This window comes from Moritella viscosa (assembly GCF_900120065.1).
Taxonomy (GTDB): Bacteria; Pseudomonadota; Gammaproteobacteria; order Enterobacterales; family Moritellaceae; genus Moritella; species Moritella viscosa.
This window is the reverse complement of the sequence record NZ_FPLG01000103.1, coordinates 1-18,651: the sequence shown is the minus strand read 5'-3', so window position 1 is coordinate 18,651 and position 18,651 is coordinate 1. Positions and strand designations below refer to the sequence as shown.

The 18,651-nt window shown below is 38.1% G+C and carries 15 protein-coding genes; 3 read left to right on the top strand and 12 right to left on the bottom strand.

The window, feature by feature from the left end; translation table 11 throughout:
- Nucleotides 1–28 precede the first annotated feature (28 nt).
- From BT797_RS16255 to BT797_RS16230, 6 genes are all read right to left on the bottom strand, one after another.
- Complete coding sequence (locus BT797_RS16255) at nucleotides 29–589, bottom strand: hypothetical protein (protein WP_075472791.1); 561 nt, start codon at nucleotides 587–589, stop codon at nucleotides 29–31.
- Nucleotides 590–1,272: 683 nt separating this feature from the next.
- On the bottom strand, nucleotides 1,273–1,662 hold the full coding sequence (locus BT797_RS16250; protein WP_045111054.1) for a TIR domain-containing protein: 390 nt from the start codon (nucleotides 1,660–1,662) through the stop codon (nucleotides 1,273–1,275).
- A gap of 71 nt (nucleotides 1,663–1,733) precedes the next feature.
- Nucleotides 1,734–2,618: a DUF4231 domain-containing protein gene (locus tag BT797_RS16245; RefSeq protein WP_045111055.1), complete on the bottom strand. Its 885-nt coding sequence runs from the start codon at nucleotides 2,616–2,618 to the stop codon at nucleotides 1,734–1,736.
- Entirely contained in the window at nucleotides 2,618–3,094 is a 477-nt protein-coding gene (locus BT797_RS16240; RefSeq protein WP_045111056.1) for a TIR domain-containing protein, read from the bottom strand. Before BT797_RS16240 ends, BT797_RS16245 begins: the two co-directional genes overlap by 1 nt.
- A 310-nt stretch (nucleotides 3,095–3,404) precedes the next feature.
- Nucleotides 3,405–4,496 (bottom strand): IS91 family transposase, encoded by a 1,092-nt coding sequence (locus tag BT797_RS16235; protein WP_422615836.1) that lies wholly within the window; start codon nucleotides 4,494–4,496, stop codon nucleotides 3,405–3,407.
- Between the two features lie 639 nt (nucleotides 4,497–5,135).
- Nucleotides 5,136–6,605, bottom strand: a complete 1,470-nt coding sequence (locus tag BT797_RS16230) for a peptide MFS transporter (RefSeq protein ID WP_075472788.1) — start codon at nucleotides 6,603–6,605, stop codon at nucleotides 5,136–5,138.
- A 308-nt stretch (nucleotides 6,606–6,913) separates the two neighbouring features.
- Between BT797_RS16230 and BT797_RS16225 the strand changes: the two genes are divergently transcribed.
- From BT797_RS16225 to BT797_RS16215, 3 genes are all read left to right on the top strand, one after another.
- Nucleotides 6,914–7,495 (top strand): prepilin-type N-terminal cleavage/methylation domain-containing protein, encoded by a 582-nt coding sequence (locus BT797_RS16225; RefSeq protein ID WP_075472786.1) that lies wholly within the window; start codon nucleotides 6,914–6,916, stop codon nucleotides 7,493–7,495.
- A 505-nt stretch (nucleotides 7,496–8,000) separates the two neighbouring features.
- Nucleotides 8,001–8,195, top strand: coding sequence for an MbtH family protein (locus BT797_RS16220; RefSeq protein WP_075472795.1), 195 nt, complete (start codon nucleotides 8,001–8,003; stop codon nucleotides 8,193–8,195).
- Nucleotides 8,196–8,233: 38 nt separating this feature from the next.
- Entirely contained in the window at nucleotides 8,234–10,546 is a 2,313-nt protein-coding gene (locus BT797_RS16215) for a TonB-dependent siderophore receptor (protein ID WP_075472784.1), read from the top strand.
- Between the two features lie 77 nt (nucleotides 10,547–10,623).
- Here the strand turns inward: BT797_RS16215 and BT797_RS16210 are convergent, their stop codons facing one another.
- The 6 genes from BT797_RS16210 to BT797_RS16185 are packed head-to-tail and all read right to left on the bottom strand — an operon-like array spanning nucleotide 10,624 to nucleotide 18,319.
- Nucleotides 10,624–11,220: a nitroreductase family protein gene (locus tag BT797_RS16210; protein WP_045111060.1), complete on the bottom strand. Its 597-nt coding sequence runs from the start codon at nucleotides 11,218–11,220 to the stop codon at nucleotides 10,624–10,626.
- Nucleotides 11,195–12,763: an ATP-binding cassette domain-containing protein gene (locus BT797_RS16205; RefSeq protein ID WP_075472782.1), complete on the bottom strand. Its 1,569-nt coding sequence runs from the start codon at nucleotides 12,761–12,763 to the stop codon at nucleotides 11,195–11,197. The genes BT797_RS16210 and BT797_RS16205 overlap by 26 nt, the downstream gene beginning before the upstream one ends.
- Nucleotides 12,750–13,805, bottom strand: coding sequence for an ABC transporter permease (locus BT797_RS16200; RefSeq protein ID WP_244534207.1), 1,056 nt, complete (start codon nucleotides 13,803–13,805; stop codon nucleotides 12,750–12,752). Before BT797_RS16200 ends, BT797_RS16205 begins: the two co-directional genes overlap by 14 nt.
- Nucleotides 13,802–14,899, bottom strand: a complete 1,098-nt coding sequence (locus tag BT797_RS16195; RefSeq protein ID WP_244893725.1) for an ABC transporter permease subunit — start codon at nucleotides 14,897–14,899, stop codon at nucleotides 13,802–13,804. The genes BT797_RS16200 and BT797_RS16195 overlap by 4 nt, the downstream gene beginning before the upstream one ends.
- On the bottom strand, nucleotides 14,856–16,667 hold the full coding sequence (locus BT797_RS16190; RefSeq protein ID WP_082287456.1) for an extracellular solute-binding protein: 1,812 nt from the start codon (nucleotides 16,665–16,667) through the stop codon (nucleotides 14,856–14,858). Before BT797_RS16190 ends, BT797_RS16195 begins: the two co-directional genes overlap by 44 nt.
- Nucleotides 16,667–18,319: a cyclic peptide export ABC transporter gene (locus tag BT797_RS16185; RefSeq protein ID WP_052678360.1), complete on the bottom strand. Its 1,653-nt coding sequence runs from the start codon at nucleotides 18,317–18,319 to the stop codon at nucleotides 16,667–16,669. Before BT797_RS16185 ends, BT797_RS16190 begins: the two co-directional genes overlap by 1 nt.
- Nucleotides 18,320–18,651: the final 332 nt, after the last annotated feature.

Here is an 18,651-nt window from a genome sequence, read left to right as displayed (position 1 = left end):
ATTTTAAACGGGGTTTAACATAAATAACTTAGCTTAAACAGCTTAAAAGAAACGAGCCAATAGACGCGACACTAGCTGCATCAGGAAGTGCGGATAACAATGTGGAAACAACAAGCTTACTTGGATTGCCAGACATAAATTGATTTTCAACAGCATCCACAACTTCGAATGCATCTTTTTGCTTAGATGAATCTACAAGACGTGTAATTTCATTTCGAAGAGCCAGAATATGCTCAACAATAGATGAATCCATGTTTACAGTATTAGTCGAGTTATCTACGGAATGGTTATTAACTCGAGCATTATGACCTGAAATATTATAAGTGATTTTCTCAATTGTGTTATTGGTTTCTGGAGGCTCTTTGGAAACTAACTCGACCTTTTTTGACTCAAGCCATTCTCGCCCACGAAAAGTGATTCTAGGCTCTAAGAAACAATCACCGATGTCTGAACATGCATTCATACCACTTACTAATTTATGGTTAATCATCTCTTTAAAAGTAACAATATCAATTTCCGATGATTCATTAATTGATTCCACATTCGGATTTTCAATTAAATACTCAAGTATTAGTTTATGCGCTTCCATATTTTCCTTTAATCCTTATTGAAATGTCTTAGAGATTACAATAAAGATACCACTCGGATTAAGTGTTGTCAAATCAATGGTTTAAGCAGGTGTTACGTTTGTTTAATTCATTTTAAGCAAACAAATTCAACATCCGCACAAGCTATTTTATACTTTTCAATACTTGAATGACATAACTGACTATATTTATAAAATAGCCTAATTGGAGGCTTTTTCGATCTAGGGATAAAATCGTCAATACACGGCCTTTCAACATAAATACTATAATGCGCAGTCTCATTTCACTACTCAGGAAAAAAGTACTCTCTAACGCTTATTTCCCCCCCTTTAAAACCAATTTTAACCCGTCAGTCTGGATAGATCATTTTGCACTGTTATGATGAATCTAACTTTCACGTTAGTTTTGATTGAAAAGCTTGTTTCTAATGCTTTTGTAATATGGGATACAGTTGCTACAGGGGCAGAATCGAGTTAGCCGTTCCCTCCTAGCTCATACTTGGACAGAAACGGCTTAGAGCTTGAGCTTTAAGCGGGACAGTTCAGATTACTGAAAGTATGGTGAAGCTGAGATTAACGCCGCACTAAGCGGACTAAAACAGTGGGTTATAATGTGTAGCGAAGCGAAACCTAACCAACTGTTTTTTGTCCTTGTTTAACAGCTTGTTATACGTTTGATCACAATACTATTTATTTAATTCTTTAGCTATATTAGAAGGTATCCACTGTACTTCTGTATAAGGAATATTCCTTAACTGACTTGGCACTCCACCATTAGTATTAGGAAAGCGAGAAACTACAATTTTAAGCCCTTTAGACATTGCAAGAACTACTTCTCTATTAATCCAAGGACTATTGTGGTTATTATTTCCTATAACAAAAAAGGCTGAATCGCAGCCAGACATAACTTCTTTAATTTCTTTATCTATAGCCGTGTCACCATATGCTGAAACATCATTTTCGACAAAAAGGAAATTACCTCTTACTGGACCTCCATATGATTGTGTAAAACTTTTAATACTACGACTGATTTCTCGGTCATTAAAATTGTAAGAAACAAAGATTCGATTTGCCACTTTATACTCCTTTATGTAATTGAAAAACTCTAAACGAATAGCATTTGATAATTGGTGTATGGTTTGTGATTTTATACATTTTTTCTCGCAGACCATTGTGTATGCTCGCGTGAAAAAGCAGATTCGCTACTCACTACGAAATTAGATAATTCTTTGTCTGAAGCAACTGATTCAGCTTCACCTTTTATTAACACAATCTCATGTGCTGCGAGTGAATATGATGAGTTTAACTCATTGTGTTTTTTAGCTTGAAGCCAAGTTAATATAGCGCTTGCTCCAGTGGCAACTACTTCAATGGGTAATGATAGTGATGGGTCGGTAATACGCCATAATAAAAGTGCAATTGCCATTGCATGTAAAATCACTGAAACAACAAACCATTGCTTTGCTCTGCGTTTATTAAATAAAGATTTTTTTGCATACCAATCACCTTGGTTTTTTACTCTTTCGTCTTTATAAATATTTAACCTTTCTTCAAAAGGTAAGCTACGAATATTGGTCATTTGAATTGAAATAGCGTCGCCATTAGTTTTATCTGACTGCAAATGAGCAGATAAAGAGCGGTTTTGGTCAAGTATAGATTTTAAGTCTAAAAAAAACTCTTTTCTAATTTGCTCATCTGAGACATCATTATCATAAGGCTCAGCTTTCATCACCCAACGCCAAGTTCTTGTTTTAACGGATTCAGCAACAGCTCTTCCGTTGTACCAAGTATCCTCTGGCTTTTGAACTTTAAGCCAAATCAATATACATAAAGTAATCGAGAATAATGATGCTGATGCCAGAGCGCCAATCAAATTAGTTGGATAATAAAATGAAATTAAAGCAGCTATTACCAATAAAAAAAGATAACTTTTAAGAGCAAAGTAATAACTAGACTGTGCGGTTAAAGAAGCATGATCCGCAGCTTGAAATAACGCAGGTAGACTCTCGTCACATAGTTTACTTTTGGACACTATTTATACCCTAAGTTTGTATATATATGTTCGAGGTAATGATAATTGTCATTATCGTTATGCATGCTGTAGTTTTCGATAGCATGTGCAACTATTTTTGGTGAAAAAGGTACGAAAATAGCTCCTATATCACGAATTATTGGAGGACATTTTTCCTTAACCATATAGCGCGAACCATCTAAATTTACACCTATTACTGTGCAACCTTTTTCAATTGCAACTTCAGCTTCCCATCGCACATATTTATACCTACTCTTTGTATCATTACCAATAAGCATTACATACTTTCCAGCCATATTTATTCGTTCACGGCACTTTCTTTTAATGTATGCTTCATTTTGTGAATTTAATGCAGTATTTAACTGGCAATCTGCAAAGTTAAAATCAATATTATTATTTGCTTTCCATGCTTGCATTAGTCTGTAGTTATGAATATCTGTACTACTAAAGCCTACAAATGTTCTTGCTAACCCCATTACTTACTCCATAGGTGAATTGATAGTCGAAATCTGAAACGTATAACGTTTTAGATAAGCAGCTAATTTAGGCTGCAAAAAAAAGAACCTTCTGAGAGGTTCAATACAGAATTAGTCTGCTTCATCTATCTTGTTGGACATCCGCCCACCATGTGGAAATGCCTTCCATGTTACGAGACTAAAACATTTATTAATATCGCTCAACCATAACACTTAAGGCGTTGAGATATCTATATTAAAATCACATTTTATGAAATTCAGGCAGCACAATGCCAAACGTTCTGAAAACGTTATATATGACTTTGTTTCATCAACTTAATTTTTCTGACTTAACCTCCATACTATTACAGCCACAAACAGGGCAAATCAATTCTACTCCAAGCATTTTTAGTACTGCTTGCCAATCTGGTTTACTGGGCGCTTTATAAGCCGATTGTCCTAAATTCTTTCTCGCTATATTGAGATTTGTTTGCGCACCTGGATGATATAACCCGTAATATCGTACCGTTGGTTTACCTGGTAACGGCATATGCGTTAATATTTTTTGTTCAAATTGATCAACTTTGAAATTAATTCTCTCTGCTCTTCCGCTTTGGTGTGAATGGTATTTAAGTTTAACAATTTCATTTTTAACGGCTAAGATCTGGCTATTATGTAAAGGCCCGCCTCGCATATAACGGGCAAGATATTTAGCAACTCCTAATCCATGCTTATACGGCTTACAAGCAAAAACTTGCCATTTGACCCGGCTAAGTTTATTTGCCATGTGAACCCAATATGATGCATCTTTATCTCCTGAATAACACAACTGTTCACTCTTTATCGCTTGCTTAATTGCAGCTAAAAATTTTCCTCGGAATAATCGTTTTACTACTTCAGCCGGAAATAATCCCTTCCGCTTCGGGTTACACCACTCTCCAGCTTTGTTTAAACCTCCATGTGATATTAAGCAATGGATGTGCGGATGTTCACTTAAATTTCGCCCCCAAGTATGCAACGCTAATATGCAACCAACTTTGGCTTTGAGGTGTTTATCATCATCGGTTAATTGTTTTAGCGTTTGACTGACAGCTCTAAATAACGCGTCTTGAAACCAGCTACGATTAAAGCGCCATAAAGGCAGTAACTCATGTGGGAATGTGAAGATCCAATGATGATGTTGAGTATTAAGAAGACGAGCTGACCAGTCATTTAACCATTGCTCTTTAACGACATGTTGGCACTGTGGGCAGCCTCGATGACGACAGGAGTTGTAGTGGACGCCGCAAAAATGGCCTTGAGAACAATGCTGACTGTGAGCCCCCATTTTTGCTGTCCGGCAGTCACGAATTGCGCTGAATGCTTTGTGCTGATACAGCGGAAAGCCAATATTTAATTGGCTTAAACTATACTCTTGGAAGATACGCTGAACGGTCCATTTTTACATAGCCATAAAGATAGTTTACCACTGGTTATTTAACCAGTTCTATCTAAAGTCATTGCTGAAATCTAGCGTTCCCCGGGCTCTGCCCGGCATGTTCAACAGTGTATTTTACGGAATTCTGTATAACACCTAAAAAATCAATAGCGTTAAATGATTGAAAAATCAATTGTTCTTGAATAACAATTGATTAGACCATATTTAGCATTGAGTTTGTATTCCCTCTTATTTGGATATACAGAATGCTGTTATTTATATAGGTCCGTATAAATAATGACGGAATACATAAAAATAGATTAATCAATAGCTTAACATACACTGTGTTTACAAAGAAAGCCAATCTCGATCTGTTGAAGTAACCAAAGATTTATTTAATAGAATCCATAACAAAATATATGGCAAATTAATGTGAGGATATTGAGTATGAGCAACTGCTCTAACACACTTTGGGGCAAATTCAGCTTAGCATTATTGCACTAGCCAGATCTGGGCAATGCGAAGTAGCGGTGAAATAATAAATAAGGCTTCTAATATCAATTTAGAAGCCTACTTTTCGTAAGTAAATTCCTAGGTCTATAACTTAGGTCATAGCCCTACCGTATGATTTAAAACAATGTGTAATTACGCTTGAGCTGTTGTCATGCCTTCAGCTTCTTTACTCTTCTCAAGCATCTTACGAATAACAAATGATGCCAGGAATGCGACAAATACCATCACTACAGCTAAACCTGTTAATAGGCTAAAGTAGTCACCGTAAACTGTTTTTACCACTTCTTGCGTGATCTCTTGACCCTTTTCCATCGCAATTGAAGTAGAGAATACAGCGCCAACAATTCCACTCATGGCAATTGCCACAGAGAAAAGGCTTACCGAGAAGTTTTCAATGTGTTTCGGTGCGACAGACAAAATAAATGCTACAACCATACTACCTACAATGACTTCAGCAAATGCCTGGAAGAAGTGAATAGCCATGAATACTTCAGGACGAATAATCACATCTTCTCCAACATTCAGTACAGCCATGGTAAGGATACCAAACGCAATCGCAGTTAGAATGAATGAGAAACCAACCTTCGTTGCGGTCGTGAAGTTAATATTACGTTTCTCAAGCGCCGAGAATACGTACGCAATCACTGGACCGCCAACAATACACCAGAGTGGATTCATCGCCATTGCCGCTTCAGGTGCAATTGGAATGAAACCAAACAGATCACCACGCATGGTATTAATTGTTACCATCGTCATTGATGTCATCATTTGGCCGTAATAAACAAAGAACGCCGTTGTTAATGCAGTCATGATAAGAATAGTACCCATTTTCAAAGCATCAGCACGTTCAGCTTTAAGCATCAATGAGATGAAATAAAGGATCGCAGCGGCACCAATTGCATAAACAACGTTTTGGCCGATATCCATGTTCGAGAACATGAAAAATACTAAACCAATCATACCTAACGAGATCGCAATAAATGCAATCCAATTTTTTGTGCTTACCGGCGTTTGGTCAATCTCTGCGCCAACGGTTAATAATGGTTTGCGTGAAACAATTAAGATAACAAAAGCAACTGCGGCCATCGTTGCTGACAACATGAAACTGCCATTAAAACCAACCATAAGAACTAGCATTGGGAATAAATATTGTCCTAAAAATGCACCGATATTATTCACAGAGTAATTAACAGGGTAACCGTTTTCAAAGTCTTCTTGGCTTGAAAATGTACGTTTGTACAAACTTGGGTATGAAGGTGACATCAAGCCACGCGCATAACTTGCTAGCGCAATACCAACTAGGCTCAGTGGAACATTTCCTGCTGATGCACCTAAAACAAGTAAGGTATAACCAACAGCAAAGCCAAGATAAGCAATCGTTAATGAACGATAAGCACCCAAGAACTTATCCGCAATAAAGCCACCAGCAATCGCAAATAGGGGGCCGATAGAAGAAAAAGCACCAACAACCATCATGGTGTCAGCCTCGCTATACCCAAGGTCTTCTAAGAAAAACCGGGTTAAAATAACCATTACGCCGTAGAAAGATAAGCCAAACAGCATTTGGCAACACATCATAGATTTATTCAATCGATTCCACATAACTTAATCTCTTATAGTATGGATAAGTAAAAAAGGTAAACACGACCAAATATTAACACTTAAGGAGTAACTGGTTGGAGGTGGAGATCTCATAAGTAAACACATAAACATTATATTTACCTACAATCAGCCCGATAGAGCGAAATCTATATAATGAATTAGTATGAAAGTGAAGATTGTTATACTAAAACCATACGTAACTGTGGGCTATAGTACCTAATCACCAAATAAGATGTATAAAACCAATAAATTAACAAAAAAATAACCAATCAGTTATAATCAAGACTTGCGGTATAAATAGGCACGATATGACATCTCGACTAAAAACAGATCAAGGGTTTACCCTTATTGAACTCACTATCACTATTATCATTTTGGCGACTATGGCTGTAATTGCGATCCCAAAATTCTTAGATTTCCGTGAAGGTGCAGAAATAAGCCGTGTTAAAGCCGTGGCAGCCGCTTACCAAGAAGCGGTTAACTTTGTACAAATTCGCTACCAAATTTTAGGTTTAAGCTCACATATGGCAAATATTTCGGGGTACGCTGATGGTACTATCGATGTTAACCCAAACGGATTCCCACTCGGCATAGATAAAGGCAATAATAGTGGTGTTATAACAAACCCTGAAAATATAGGCAAAGGTAAACAAGGTTGTGTGTCATTATGGAATATCTTATTGTTAGATCAGCCATCAGTATCGCTAATTAAAGATGATGGTTCAGATTTTACCGCTTATCGTCACAAAGCTAGCGGCGGAATAACTCAAAGCCAATGCAGCTATATTTTGAGAACACTCGGTGATACGACGAATAAACCTAAAGATGCTAAAATGTTGATTAATTATGACTCAGAAACCGGACGTGTCATTGCTATTTTTAGGGATTAATTATATTCATAACGGATGACGGTACACTACCTTTTATATGTACTTTACTGCTACTCGTCAATTGTAATACAAATGTTGTCAATACCGCACTTGGCACATTAAAACAGGAATGTATTGCTCAAACACGTCTTAATACTGAAAGCTCACCTATCTCATAGATTTAATTATCGTGTCTTTACGATTTAAAAATAATTTAGACTAAGTATATATACCACTAAATAATCCCCTACCAGTTCATAACAATTCTTCTTCGATGACCTGCTGCACATTTTGTAAATAATCCGATAATAGCCCCTAGAGTAGCCGTTACAATTTTCGGTAAACATGTCTGCAAACATAAAATTAATACATAAATTCATTATTGTAGTCATCATTAAAGTCTCATGTGAAAAAAAATAATAAAAAATGAACTTTAAATGGTAATGGTAATAATTATCAGTATCATATATACATGGGTCACACATTAAAACAAATATCTAACATTAAAGTAGAGTTAATTCGAAACATGAAACAAATAAATATTGTATTTAACGTAGTGATTAACACTGAAGAACAGTTCTCTATTTGGCCTAATTACAAAGCATTACCTAGTGGTTGGAAAAAAACAGGTTTTGAAGGTAGTAAAGAAAACTGTCTAGAAGAAATAAATAATGCGTGGTCCGATATGCGTCCCGCATCATTGAAAAACGCACAAAAATAATATCACGACCAGAAATCAGTATTAACATAGGATGTAGTATGCTCAAATCTAAACTATCTAAAGCTATTAGCTTGTCATTAAAACCGCAATATCTAGTGATGACTCTTCTCGCAACCTCAACGTCTGTTTTTTCATCGGAACAAGATGTAAATAAAGACGTAACAGAAGACGAACAGGTTACGAGAGTAGTCGGAATTAAACAGACTTTAACCAGTAATATAGCCCAATCGACCATGCGTTCAGAAGCAGACTTGTCTACTGTTCCCCGCTCAGTACAAGTAATTAACTCAGAGGTGATCGAACAACAAGCAGCTTCGAACCTGAGTGATGTGGTGCAAAACGTCAGTAACGTGACAGAGCACAACAACTTTGGTGGCACACGCGATTTATTCAAAATCCGTGGTTTTGAAGCCAATGTTTATGAAGATGGCACTCGAGTTTACGGACTAGCTCAAGACAAAGCTGTGATTGAAGACCTCGAATCTGTTGAAGTGGTAAAAGGCCCTGAATCAGTTCTATATGGAAATATGAGCCCTGGTGGCTTGATTAATTTAATCAGTAAACGTCCAACACCAATCTCGAAAAATCAAGTTAAAGCAACAATGGATGAGCACGGAAAGCAACGACTTAGTGTTGATTTTACTGGTGCAGCCAATGATAATGGCACCCTGCTTTATCGTCTTGTCGGTGTATTTGACGATTCTGAAAGCTGGCGTGATGCTTCTGACAGCAAACAAGTCTTTATTGCACCAAGCCTTAGCTGGCTAGTCACAGACGATACGACACTCACATTCTCTTATAAGTATAATAAAGAAGAACTTCCTTTCGATCGAGGTACACTGGCTGTTCGTAACAGTACAAATACTGGTTGGGAATTCCTAGATATTGGTAATAAACGTCTGGGCACTGATTTTTCTCGCCAAGAACGTGAAGTCCATAAGTTTGGTTTCGACATTGATCATACCATCAATGACTATTGGTCTATGCGCTTTAAAGCACGTAATTATGAGCGAAAAGCATCAGCAGAACGTGTACATTTTTATGCATCATCAAATGCAGCCATAAAGATGTTTAAACCACGTCGTGCACCATTTGCAGTTCCACTTTATCACGAAGATAAAAATAATCATGCTTTTGATGGCAATATTAACCGCTATATTAACGGTAGTGAACAATCCAGTAATACTCAATTATACTCTTGGGAGAATAACATTGAATTTAACACGGGTTCAGTCGAACATCGTGCAATCATAGGGGCTGATTACACTCACTACAAAGAAGAAGAACTACAGTCTGCTTCAGCGAGCTGGAGTAAAGTAGACCTTGCACCCTACGCGGCATATGCACTCCGAACACCTAATACGCATAGTGGAAGATATAATTATTATACCGATGATCCTTCTCAAGCAGCACATCCCCGCGATATGTATAACATTAAAGAAGTTAATCAGGAGCTAACAGAATATAGCGTCTTTGCCCAAGATTTAATTAAATACGACGACTGGAGTTTCGTACTTGGTGCTCGCTATGACGTATTTGAAGCCGAGAATGCGGTAACTTGGGATAAAACCTTCATGGCAAAAGCGACGGCAATTGGTTTTCCACAAAAGAATACCTCATCAAAAAGTCCTAAAGAGGAAAACATTAGTGTACAAGCGGGTGCTTTGTATAAAGTAAACAACCAATTATCCTTGTTTGCTAACTTTACTGACTCTTACCTGCCGAATCAAAAATTTGACGGTGTTAAAAATGAATGGGTTAAAGCTCAAAACGGCAGACAGTTTGAAATCGGTCATAAATTATCACTATTAGGACACAGACTAAACTTGACGACTTCTGTTTTCCATACTGACCTAAAAAATGTAGCTTACTCAAATCAAGATAAAAGCGTCGATGTATACAAACAGACAGTCCAAGGTTTAGAAATTGATGGTGATTACGCGATCACAGATAATCTAACAGCCCTATTCTCATATGGCTTTACTGATATTCAGTTCGTAGACGCTCCGGATAATGTAAATAAACCTGTAAACGTGCCTAAAAATAATGCAAGTCTTTGGTTAACATATCAAGCTAGTCATGAATGGGGCGTTGGCAGTGGTGTTCGTTATGTTGATGATCGTGCAGGTAACCGCCGTAAAGATTATGACTATACTCTAGATGCTTACACGTTAATCGATGCCGCTGTTTGGTATGCACCAGACTTTGCTGATAATGACCTTAAACTTCAATTAAATGTGAAAAACTTATTTGATAAGGACTATTACACAGCAGGCTCAGATTCGACACAAAACGCAGTGTACTTAGGTTCACCAAGAACAATTTCATTGAGTGCAGCATATAATTTTTAATATTGTATGAGTATGAATGATTAAGACAGAGGGACTCATTGAGTCCCTCTTTTAGCTTCATACGATTGATTTTAAGATTATTTAAAAAGTGGGGTTGGCGTTACGCCTAATCCCTGCCATTCAAAACAATATCTATCTGGCGACTGGCGTTTAATCTTCTTCACAAAATGAGGTTTCGGAGTACCAACAGCAATAGCAGCCACGACCTGATCATCAGGTTTCATGCCGAACATTGGTTTAGTGTTGTCATTAGCCAAAAATGTATACCAAAGACCACCATAACCCATTAAATGCAGACCATTCATAATATTTTGAGCAGCGGCTCCGACGCACAAACGTTGGTCCCACAATGATACTTTATGCTCAGGATCAAGATCCGTTACCACCATAATCATCATAGGGACTGCAGCAATATCTCTTGCAGAACGGTACGCTTTATCTTTTAGCTCACCATTATCACTTTGACGTTTGTATAACTCCAACGTCAAATCACCTAGTCTTTGCATGTTATCACCACGGGCAACAATAAAACGCCAAGGTTTCACATTACCGTGATCTGGTGTTGTCATCACTAAGTCAAACAAATTCCGAAGCTCTTCTTCAGATGGCGCAGGATGACCTAACTTAGATAAGCTATATGAACGGCGATCAAGCAACGATTCCAATGGATTCATTATTAAATTCCTTCTCTTTTTTATCATATGTATTTTCAGCTGACAGCCAATGACTAACAGATTGACATTGTATCTGAGTACCCTGCTCTAATATTAATACTTGATGGCATAGTGCTTGAAGTAAGGTTAAATCATGGGTAATCAATACTAGGCTGATTTGGCGTTTTTCCTGAATCGACTTCAGTAACGTGATCATTCGGTATCTATTTTCCTGATCTAACGCTGTCGTGGGCTCGTCTAAAATTAATAACTTAGGTGACAGAATTAAGGATCTCGCGATCATAATACGCTGACGTTGTCCGCCTGATAATTGATGTGGATAACGGTTTAAAAACGCTGTAGGTAAACCCACATCAGCCATGATCGTATCGAGTCGAGATAATAGGTTTTCTGTTTGTAATTGAGCCAAACACCCTTCTGTGAGTGTTTGGGCAATCGTTAGCCTAGGGTTTAAGCTAGAGGCGGTATCTTGAAATACGAATTGTATTTTATGCCGATGGAGTCGTAACATTCGACGTTTTTCATTAAGCCAATCATGACCATCAAAATAAATTGAGCCTGTCGCAGGAATAAGTCTTAGTAGCGCTTTTGCTAACGTGGACTTTCCTGAACCACTCTGACCTATGATTCCAATACTTTCGCCTTCATTCAACGAAAAATTAATATTATCCAATAACCTCTGCGGTGCTCTCCACCAGCCTGTAGACTTAACATCAACAGTTAAGTTATTTACATTAAGCAAGGTTCGCTTACTCGGAGAAATAGGGGGATCAAAATGCATAGGTCTCAGCAAGGCTTGCGTATATTCATGCTTAGGCGTGTTGAATAAAAGTAAGGCTTGGTTATGCTCGATCACCTTACCATGTTGTAATACCATCACTTGATCTGCAACTTGTCTTACCATGTGTAAATCATGCGAGATGAGAACGATAGCCATGCCTGTTCGAGCTTGGATCTGCTTTAGCAACAGCAAAATTTGCTGACGCACCTCGGGATCAAGTGCCGTCGACGGCTCATCTGCAACAAGTAACGTAGGATTATTCACAATCGCCAGCGCAATAAGCAGTCTTTGCCTCTGCCCTCCTGACAATTGATGTGGGTAACGTGTTTTTAAGTCTGAAGTTAAACCGACTTGTTCAAGCAAATCATCAATACGTTGATTTAATAACGCAGTATTACCCGCTCTAAATGACGTACCCGATTTATGATGTAATGCAATTGCTCGTTTAAGCAGCCACTCGACACGTTTCACTGGATTGAGTGCCGATAAGGGTTCTTGCGACACCATTCCAATCAGCTTTCCTCTCACCTTCTGCCACTGCAGTTCAGAAAAAGTGCGGCTATTATGTCCATTAATATTAACAGATCCACTCGCCGCCCCCACTTTAGGTTCAATACCAAGTAATAACTTGGCTAATAGGGTTTTTCCAGCACCACTTTCGCCAACCACAGCTAAAGTTTGTCCTTTATCAACTTGAAAACTAATGTTATCTAGCAGCTTAGCTTTTCCAATAGAATAACTTAGTCCTTCAACCTTCAGCATGATATTTATCCTTATAAGGGCTCAACCATTCTTGTATTGCTTCACTCATCAGCACGACTAATGTCACAATGAGTAAAATAGCACCACAGCCTGTTAATCCTAACCAAGGGGCATGCAAATTGTTTTTACCTTGCGAAATCAATTCCCCCAAAGAAGGGTAACCGACAGGTAATCCGAACCCCAGAAAATCTAACGTAATTAGCGAGCCTAAAGCCCCAGAAAATACAAACGGTAAACTACTTAATGTAGCAATAAGTGCATTTGGCATAATGTGTCGCCAAATTACCCGCCAATCAGGAACACCAACAATAAGCGCAGACTGGATATATTCCAACTGACGTGTTCTTAATACCTCAGCTCGCACTAACTGCGCTAAATAATGCCAACCAAACAAGGCTAGAATCATACTTAAGGTAAAGAAACTCGGCTGAATAAGACTTGATACAATCATCACAACAAACATCACGGGAACCGACCCCCAAATTTCGCTAACACGCTGACCAAACAGATCTGTTAACCCACCCAAATACCCTTGCAACGTACCTGCAACTAACGCTAACAACGCAATATTAATGGTAATAAAGAAGGAGAAACCAAGGCTAATACGTATGCCATAAAGAAGCCGAGCAAAAACATCCCGCCCCTGATCATCCAACCCTAACCAGTTTTCGGATGTTGGAGGTGACGGATAACTCAGCTCATAATTGATAGTACTGTAGCTGTAATGTACAAACGACCATAACGCCCAGCCTTGCTTTGCAATCTGTTCACTCAAAAAAGGATCGGTATAATCTGCTTCTGAATCAAAATCGCCACCAAACTGAGTTTCGGGGTAACTGACTAGAATAGGAAAAAATAATTCGCCCTTATAACTAATAAGTAGCGGTTTATCATTCGCGATTAATTCTGCAAATAGGCTAACAAAGAACAATATAAAAAAAACAATCGCAGCATATTTACCTCGTTTTAGTGTACTCAATCGACGACTGCTCTTCTTTGAATTATCAGGCAAATTTAAATCATCCTGGCCAACATCCATCATCCGTTCACCTCGGAAAAATCAACGCGAGGATCAACCCAACGATATATCAAATCACCAACCAAATTCAAAACAAGACCCAGTAACGAATAACAATATAGAATACCTAATACCACTGGGTAATCTCGTTCCAATAGCGCCTCAAAACCTAATAATGCAACACCATCTAATGAAAATACGATTTCAACGAGCAAGGTGCCACCAATAAAAATTGACAGTAAGTCTGAAGGTAAGCGAGCTACGATCACTAACATACTATTCGGTAATACATGATTGAAGATTGCGCTTGTCCGACTTTCCCCCATGCAAATAGCCGTATCTAAATAAGGTTGAGCCATTTGGTCAATAATAGAATTACGTGTTAAGACAGTTAGCGAAGCCAATCCACTGGCAACACAGGCTGCAACAGGTAAACATAAATGCCAAAAGTAATCGAGGAGCTGCCCTGTAACGGATAAATCAGCATGATTTGCAGAAACCAGTCCCCGCAGCGGAAACCAGCTAAAAACACCACCAGCAAATAAAATCAATAACATAATAGCGATAATAAAAGTCGGCACTGCATAAGCGATAAACAGCAGTAAGCTTGATGTCGAATCAAACATACCACCTTGTTTATTCGCCTTCATCACCCCTAATGGTATTGCGATTAAATAGGTTAGGAACAAAGTCCAAAACCCCAAGGATAAAGAGACTGGCAGCTTCGAAAAAATTAATTCCGTAACAGGACGCTTACTAAAATAACTGTTCCCTAAATCGAATGATAAATAACGACTGAGCGTTTCAGTATAGCGTTGCCATATAGGCTTATCAAAACCATATTCTCGCGCAATTTTGTCTCGCAACTGGTCATCAATAAGCTGACCATTAGTTATTTGGTCAGTCTCATCGAAAAGCGCATTTGCCGAACTATCAATACCTTGCTGCTTGGCTAAGGCAGCCTCTATAGGCCCTCCAGGCAACCACTGAAGCAAGAAAAAATTTAACGAGATAATAATAAACAGCGTCGGAAATACTAACAGCAAACGACGAATAAAATAAAGATTAAGCATATTACTTCGAGCGCTCGTCCCACCAGAATTCAACTTCATAACCATATTTTGGTGCTTGTAACGGTTTTTCAATATAGTTCTGATAAGCAACTAACTGAAAGTTACGCGCCCACAATGGTAAATAGTAATAATTCCATTTCAACACCCGATCTAATGCGCGTCCGTATGCCTGCGTATCCACATAACGGTCTGACTGAACAAGTCCTTCGACAAGGTTATCAATAGCAGGATCTTGAATTCCACTGATATTATAGCTTGAAGCAACACCCGCAAATTCAGATTTAAGTGATGAACGTAACTCAGTATTTGGCGGAATTCGAACTTTATATTGACTTGGGGTCATATCAAACTTACGTTGCATTAATAATTTGTAATATTCAGTACCTGTTTTGATTGTTATGTTTGAACTAATACCCAATTTTTTCAGTGTTTGAATATAAGCGCCAATCGCAGGTTTCATGGTTGGCGATGGTAATAAGAAGTTAATTGTCATCACCTCGCCCGTCACACTATGGACCAACTTATTATTTTTAACTTTCCAACCGGCCTCTTTTAATAAGGCTTGTGCTGTTAATAAATTCTTACGGTTACGACCTGAACCATCTGTGCTTGGTAGTGTAAATTCACTTGATAATACCTGTTCCGGTAATTGCGCAGACAAGGGGGTTAATATCGCTTTTTCCTGTGCAGTGGGTAATCCCTCTGCAGCCAAGAAACTATTATTAAACAGGCTTGTAGCTCGAGTATATTGATTATTAAATGCTTTTTTATTTAACCACTCAAAATCAAACGCAGTAACCAAGGCTTCTCGCGTTCTACGGTCAGCAAATTTAGCTTGTCTTAAATTAAATACCATCGCTGTAACAAAAGAAGGTGCGTCGTAATTAATCTTGTCTTTAACAACCGTCCCAGAGTTAAACACGTCACCTTGATATAACTTATTCCAGCGTAATAAATTCGTTTCAGCAATATAATTTACATCGTTGGTTTTAAGCGCTTGCACTGCTGCATTACGATCGCGGAAATACTCGACTTTGATATTCTTAAAGTTATATTTCCCCTTATTGACAGGTAAGTTTTTACCCCAATAATCATCTCTCAATTCATACACAATCCCACGACCAGGATCCACAGAGGTTACTTTATAAGGGCCAGAACCAATGGGTATATCAAGCGATGGCTGCGTAAAGTCTTTATGTTGCCAGATATGCTTTGGTAATACAGGTAAGTTACCCGAGTTTAAGATTTGTAAACGGCTACCATCACCACCAAAATTAATTTTTATCGTTAAAGGGTCAATAACTTCTACCGACTTAACCATTTTAAAACGTGATTTAATATTACTTAAACCACTTTCACGATACAGATTTAGCGAGTGCGCAACATCTTCAGCAGTAACAGGATAACCGTCGCTAAACTTTGCTTCTTTTCTTAAAAAGTAAATAACTGAAGAATAATCATCAGCAATTGTCATCTTTTCAGCTAACCAGCCATAACGCGTTTTAATCTCATCTTTATCGTGACCACGAACAGTTAAGCGATCATAAAGCCAGAATAATCCTCTCGGCTTTTTACCTAAATCGATAAATTGATGTAAAGAATCAAAGCTTCCCATTTCAGCCATCACCAACTCACCTTGTTTAGGCGCATTAGGATTCGCGTAATCAAAATTGCTAAAGTTTTCGGTATACTTTGGTTCACCATACAAGCTGATACCATGACTGGTATATTCGGCCAACACAGGGTGACTAAATGTTGCGATTAAAACTAACGAGCCCCCTAATAACCGACGAATAGATTGTTGTATGTCCATTAGCTAGCTTGCTCCATAGTTAGTTCATTCACATCATTTTTAACGAGGGATAGTTGCCCTGCATCAACACGGTATAATTTATCTGCAAGGTGGAAGTAATGATCGTCATGTGTAATGGCGATAATCGTTTTACCGCGCGCTTTAAGCTCTGGCAGTAACTCGGTATAAAAAATACGTCGGAAGGTCGGATCCTGATCGGCGGCCCATTCATCAAGTACAATGATGCTGCGATCTTCAAGGTATGCCAACAATAATGCCAAACGCTTACGTTGCCCTTGAGATAACTCAGTTGTGCTAAGACGACCATCAACAACTTCAACTTTATTATTTAAAGCGAGTTTCGTTAGGTAGTGTTCAACCAGTTCTGGATCGGGCTTAACCCCATTTTCATTAATAATATTTTTAAATAAATAAAAATCAGCAAATACCACAGAAAAATGATTACGATACCAATCAATATTATGCTCATTAATCACAGTATCAGAAAATGTGATGGTTCCACGGTGAGCACTATATAAACCGGTAAGTAGGCGTGCGCAAGTTGACTTACCACAGCCATTCCCACCAACCCAGAAAATCAACTCACCTTGATTAATCGTTAAATTAATTGGCCCAACGGAAAAGCCTGATTCGCCATCTTCACTCGGATAATCATATTCAATTTGGTCTAGCTGAAGTGTTTTCCATGATGTCTGTAGTGCAGGCAATGAATTCAGTTCATTTTTGTCTTCAGCTAAATCTAACGATGATACTTTGGCATAAGCGACAGAACCAATGATAAGCGCAGGTAATGAACCAACAAATCCTGCTAAAGGCGAACGCAAGAACAGAATTGCCAGTGCATAACCCGTCACTTGTTCCGATGTCCCAATCTGGAATTGGGTATGCATAAGTAAAACAAGTGCAATCAAGAGTAATACCGATGTATTTATCCAACTGCCATTAAGAACATTAAGTCGATCTGCTTTTGTATCTAAGATTCTCGCTTGTTCTGCTGAAGGCTCTAATTGAGAGTGATAAAAAGACGTACGGCGTTCTTGACTTAATTTAAGCTCATTACGGCCTCGCAGCATGGCATCATAACTGTCAAATAATACGTCATCATTTTCTCGTACTCGCTTTTTATAATCACGAGATGCGATCATTAATCGGCGACCGAAAATAATCGATACCGTACTCATCACCAGAGTCGCGATAAAAAATGTTGCTGACAACCAAAACAAATACGCATATGTGAATAGTACAACCGATGCGCCAAAAACAACAAAAGGTAAACTGTTAAACGCTTGGCTGATAGCGGTTATGTCTTTGGTTAAAGTAGCAAGAATAGTCGGCTGGCCTAACTGATCAATCCGCTCAACAGACATATTCATTAATCTTCGGCTAATACTCAGCCGTAGCTCATATACAACACGATGACCTAACCGGGTAATCTGAGATTGAGAGATATAACTCAATCCAAATAATAGGAATATGAGAGCAAAAAATAAAGTGATTGGAAAATCGGCACCGACACTTAATCGACTAATCGCTTCATTGATAAATGCGATAACTGATACGCCTGCTGCAGCACTTAAAGCACTGAGAAATATTGCAACTATAAATTTTGAATAGTCACCTTTTAATAAAGACAGAATTAACGTCGCGTTCATGATAAACAACACTACTTGTTAGAATTATGAAAACAACAAATTAAAATGTTGTTGTTTTACAAAAGCATTAGGATGTTAACACTAATCATTCTTGTTTGCATATTTGTTTGTTTATAAATGAATCAAAACTTTCTTAATAGTGCATTCATTATCGATATTAACTGAGGCTTAGTTGATTAACCGAACCTAGATTGATAATCCCCCCCCCCCCCCCGGGATACACAATTTTTTTTTGTAAAGAGTTTTTATAAATCTTCCCAACCACATTTAAAATTTTTTAGATTCTATCTACACAATAGAGGATCTTTTTTTTTTACTCTAAAACAACTAAT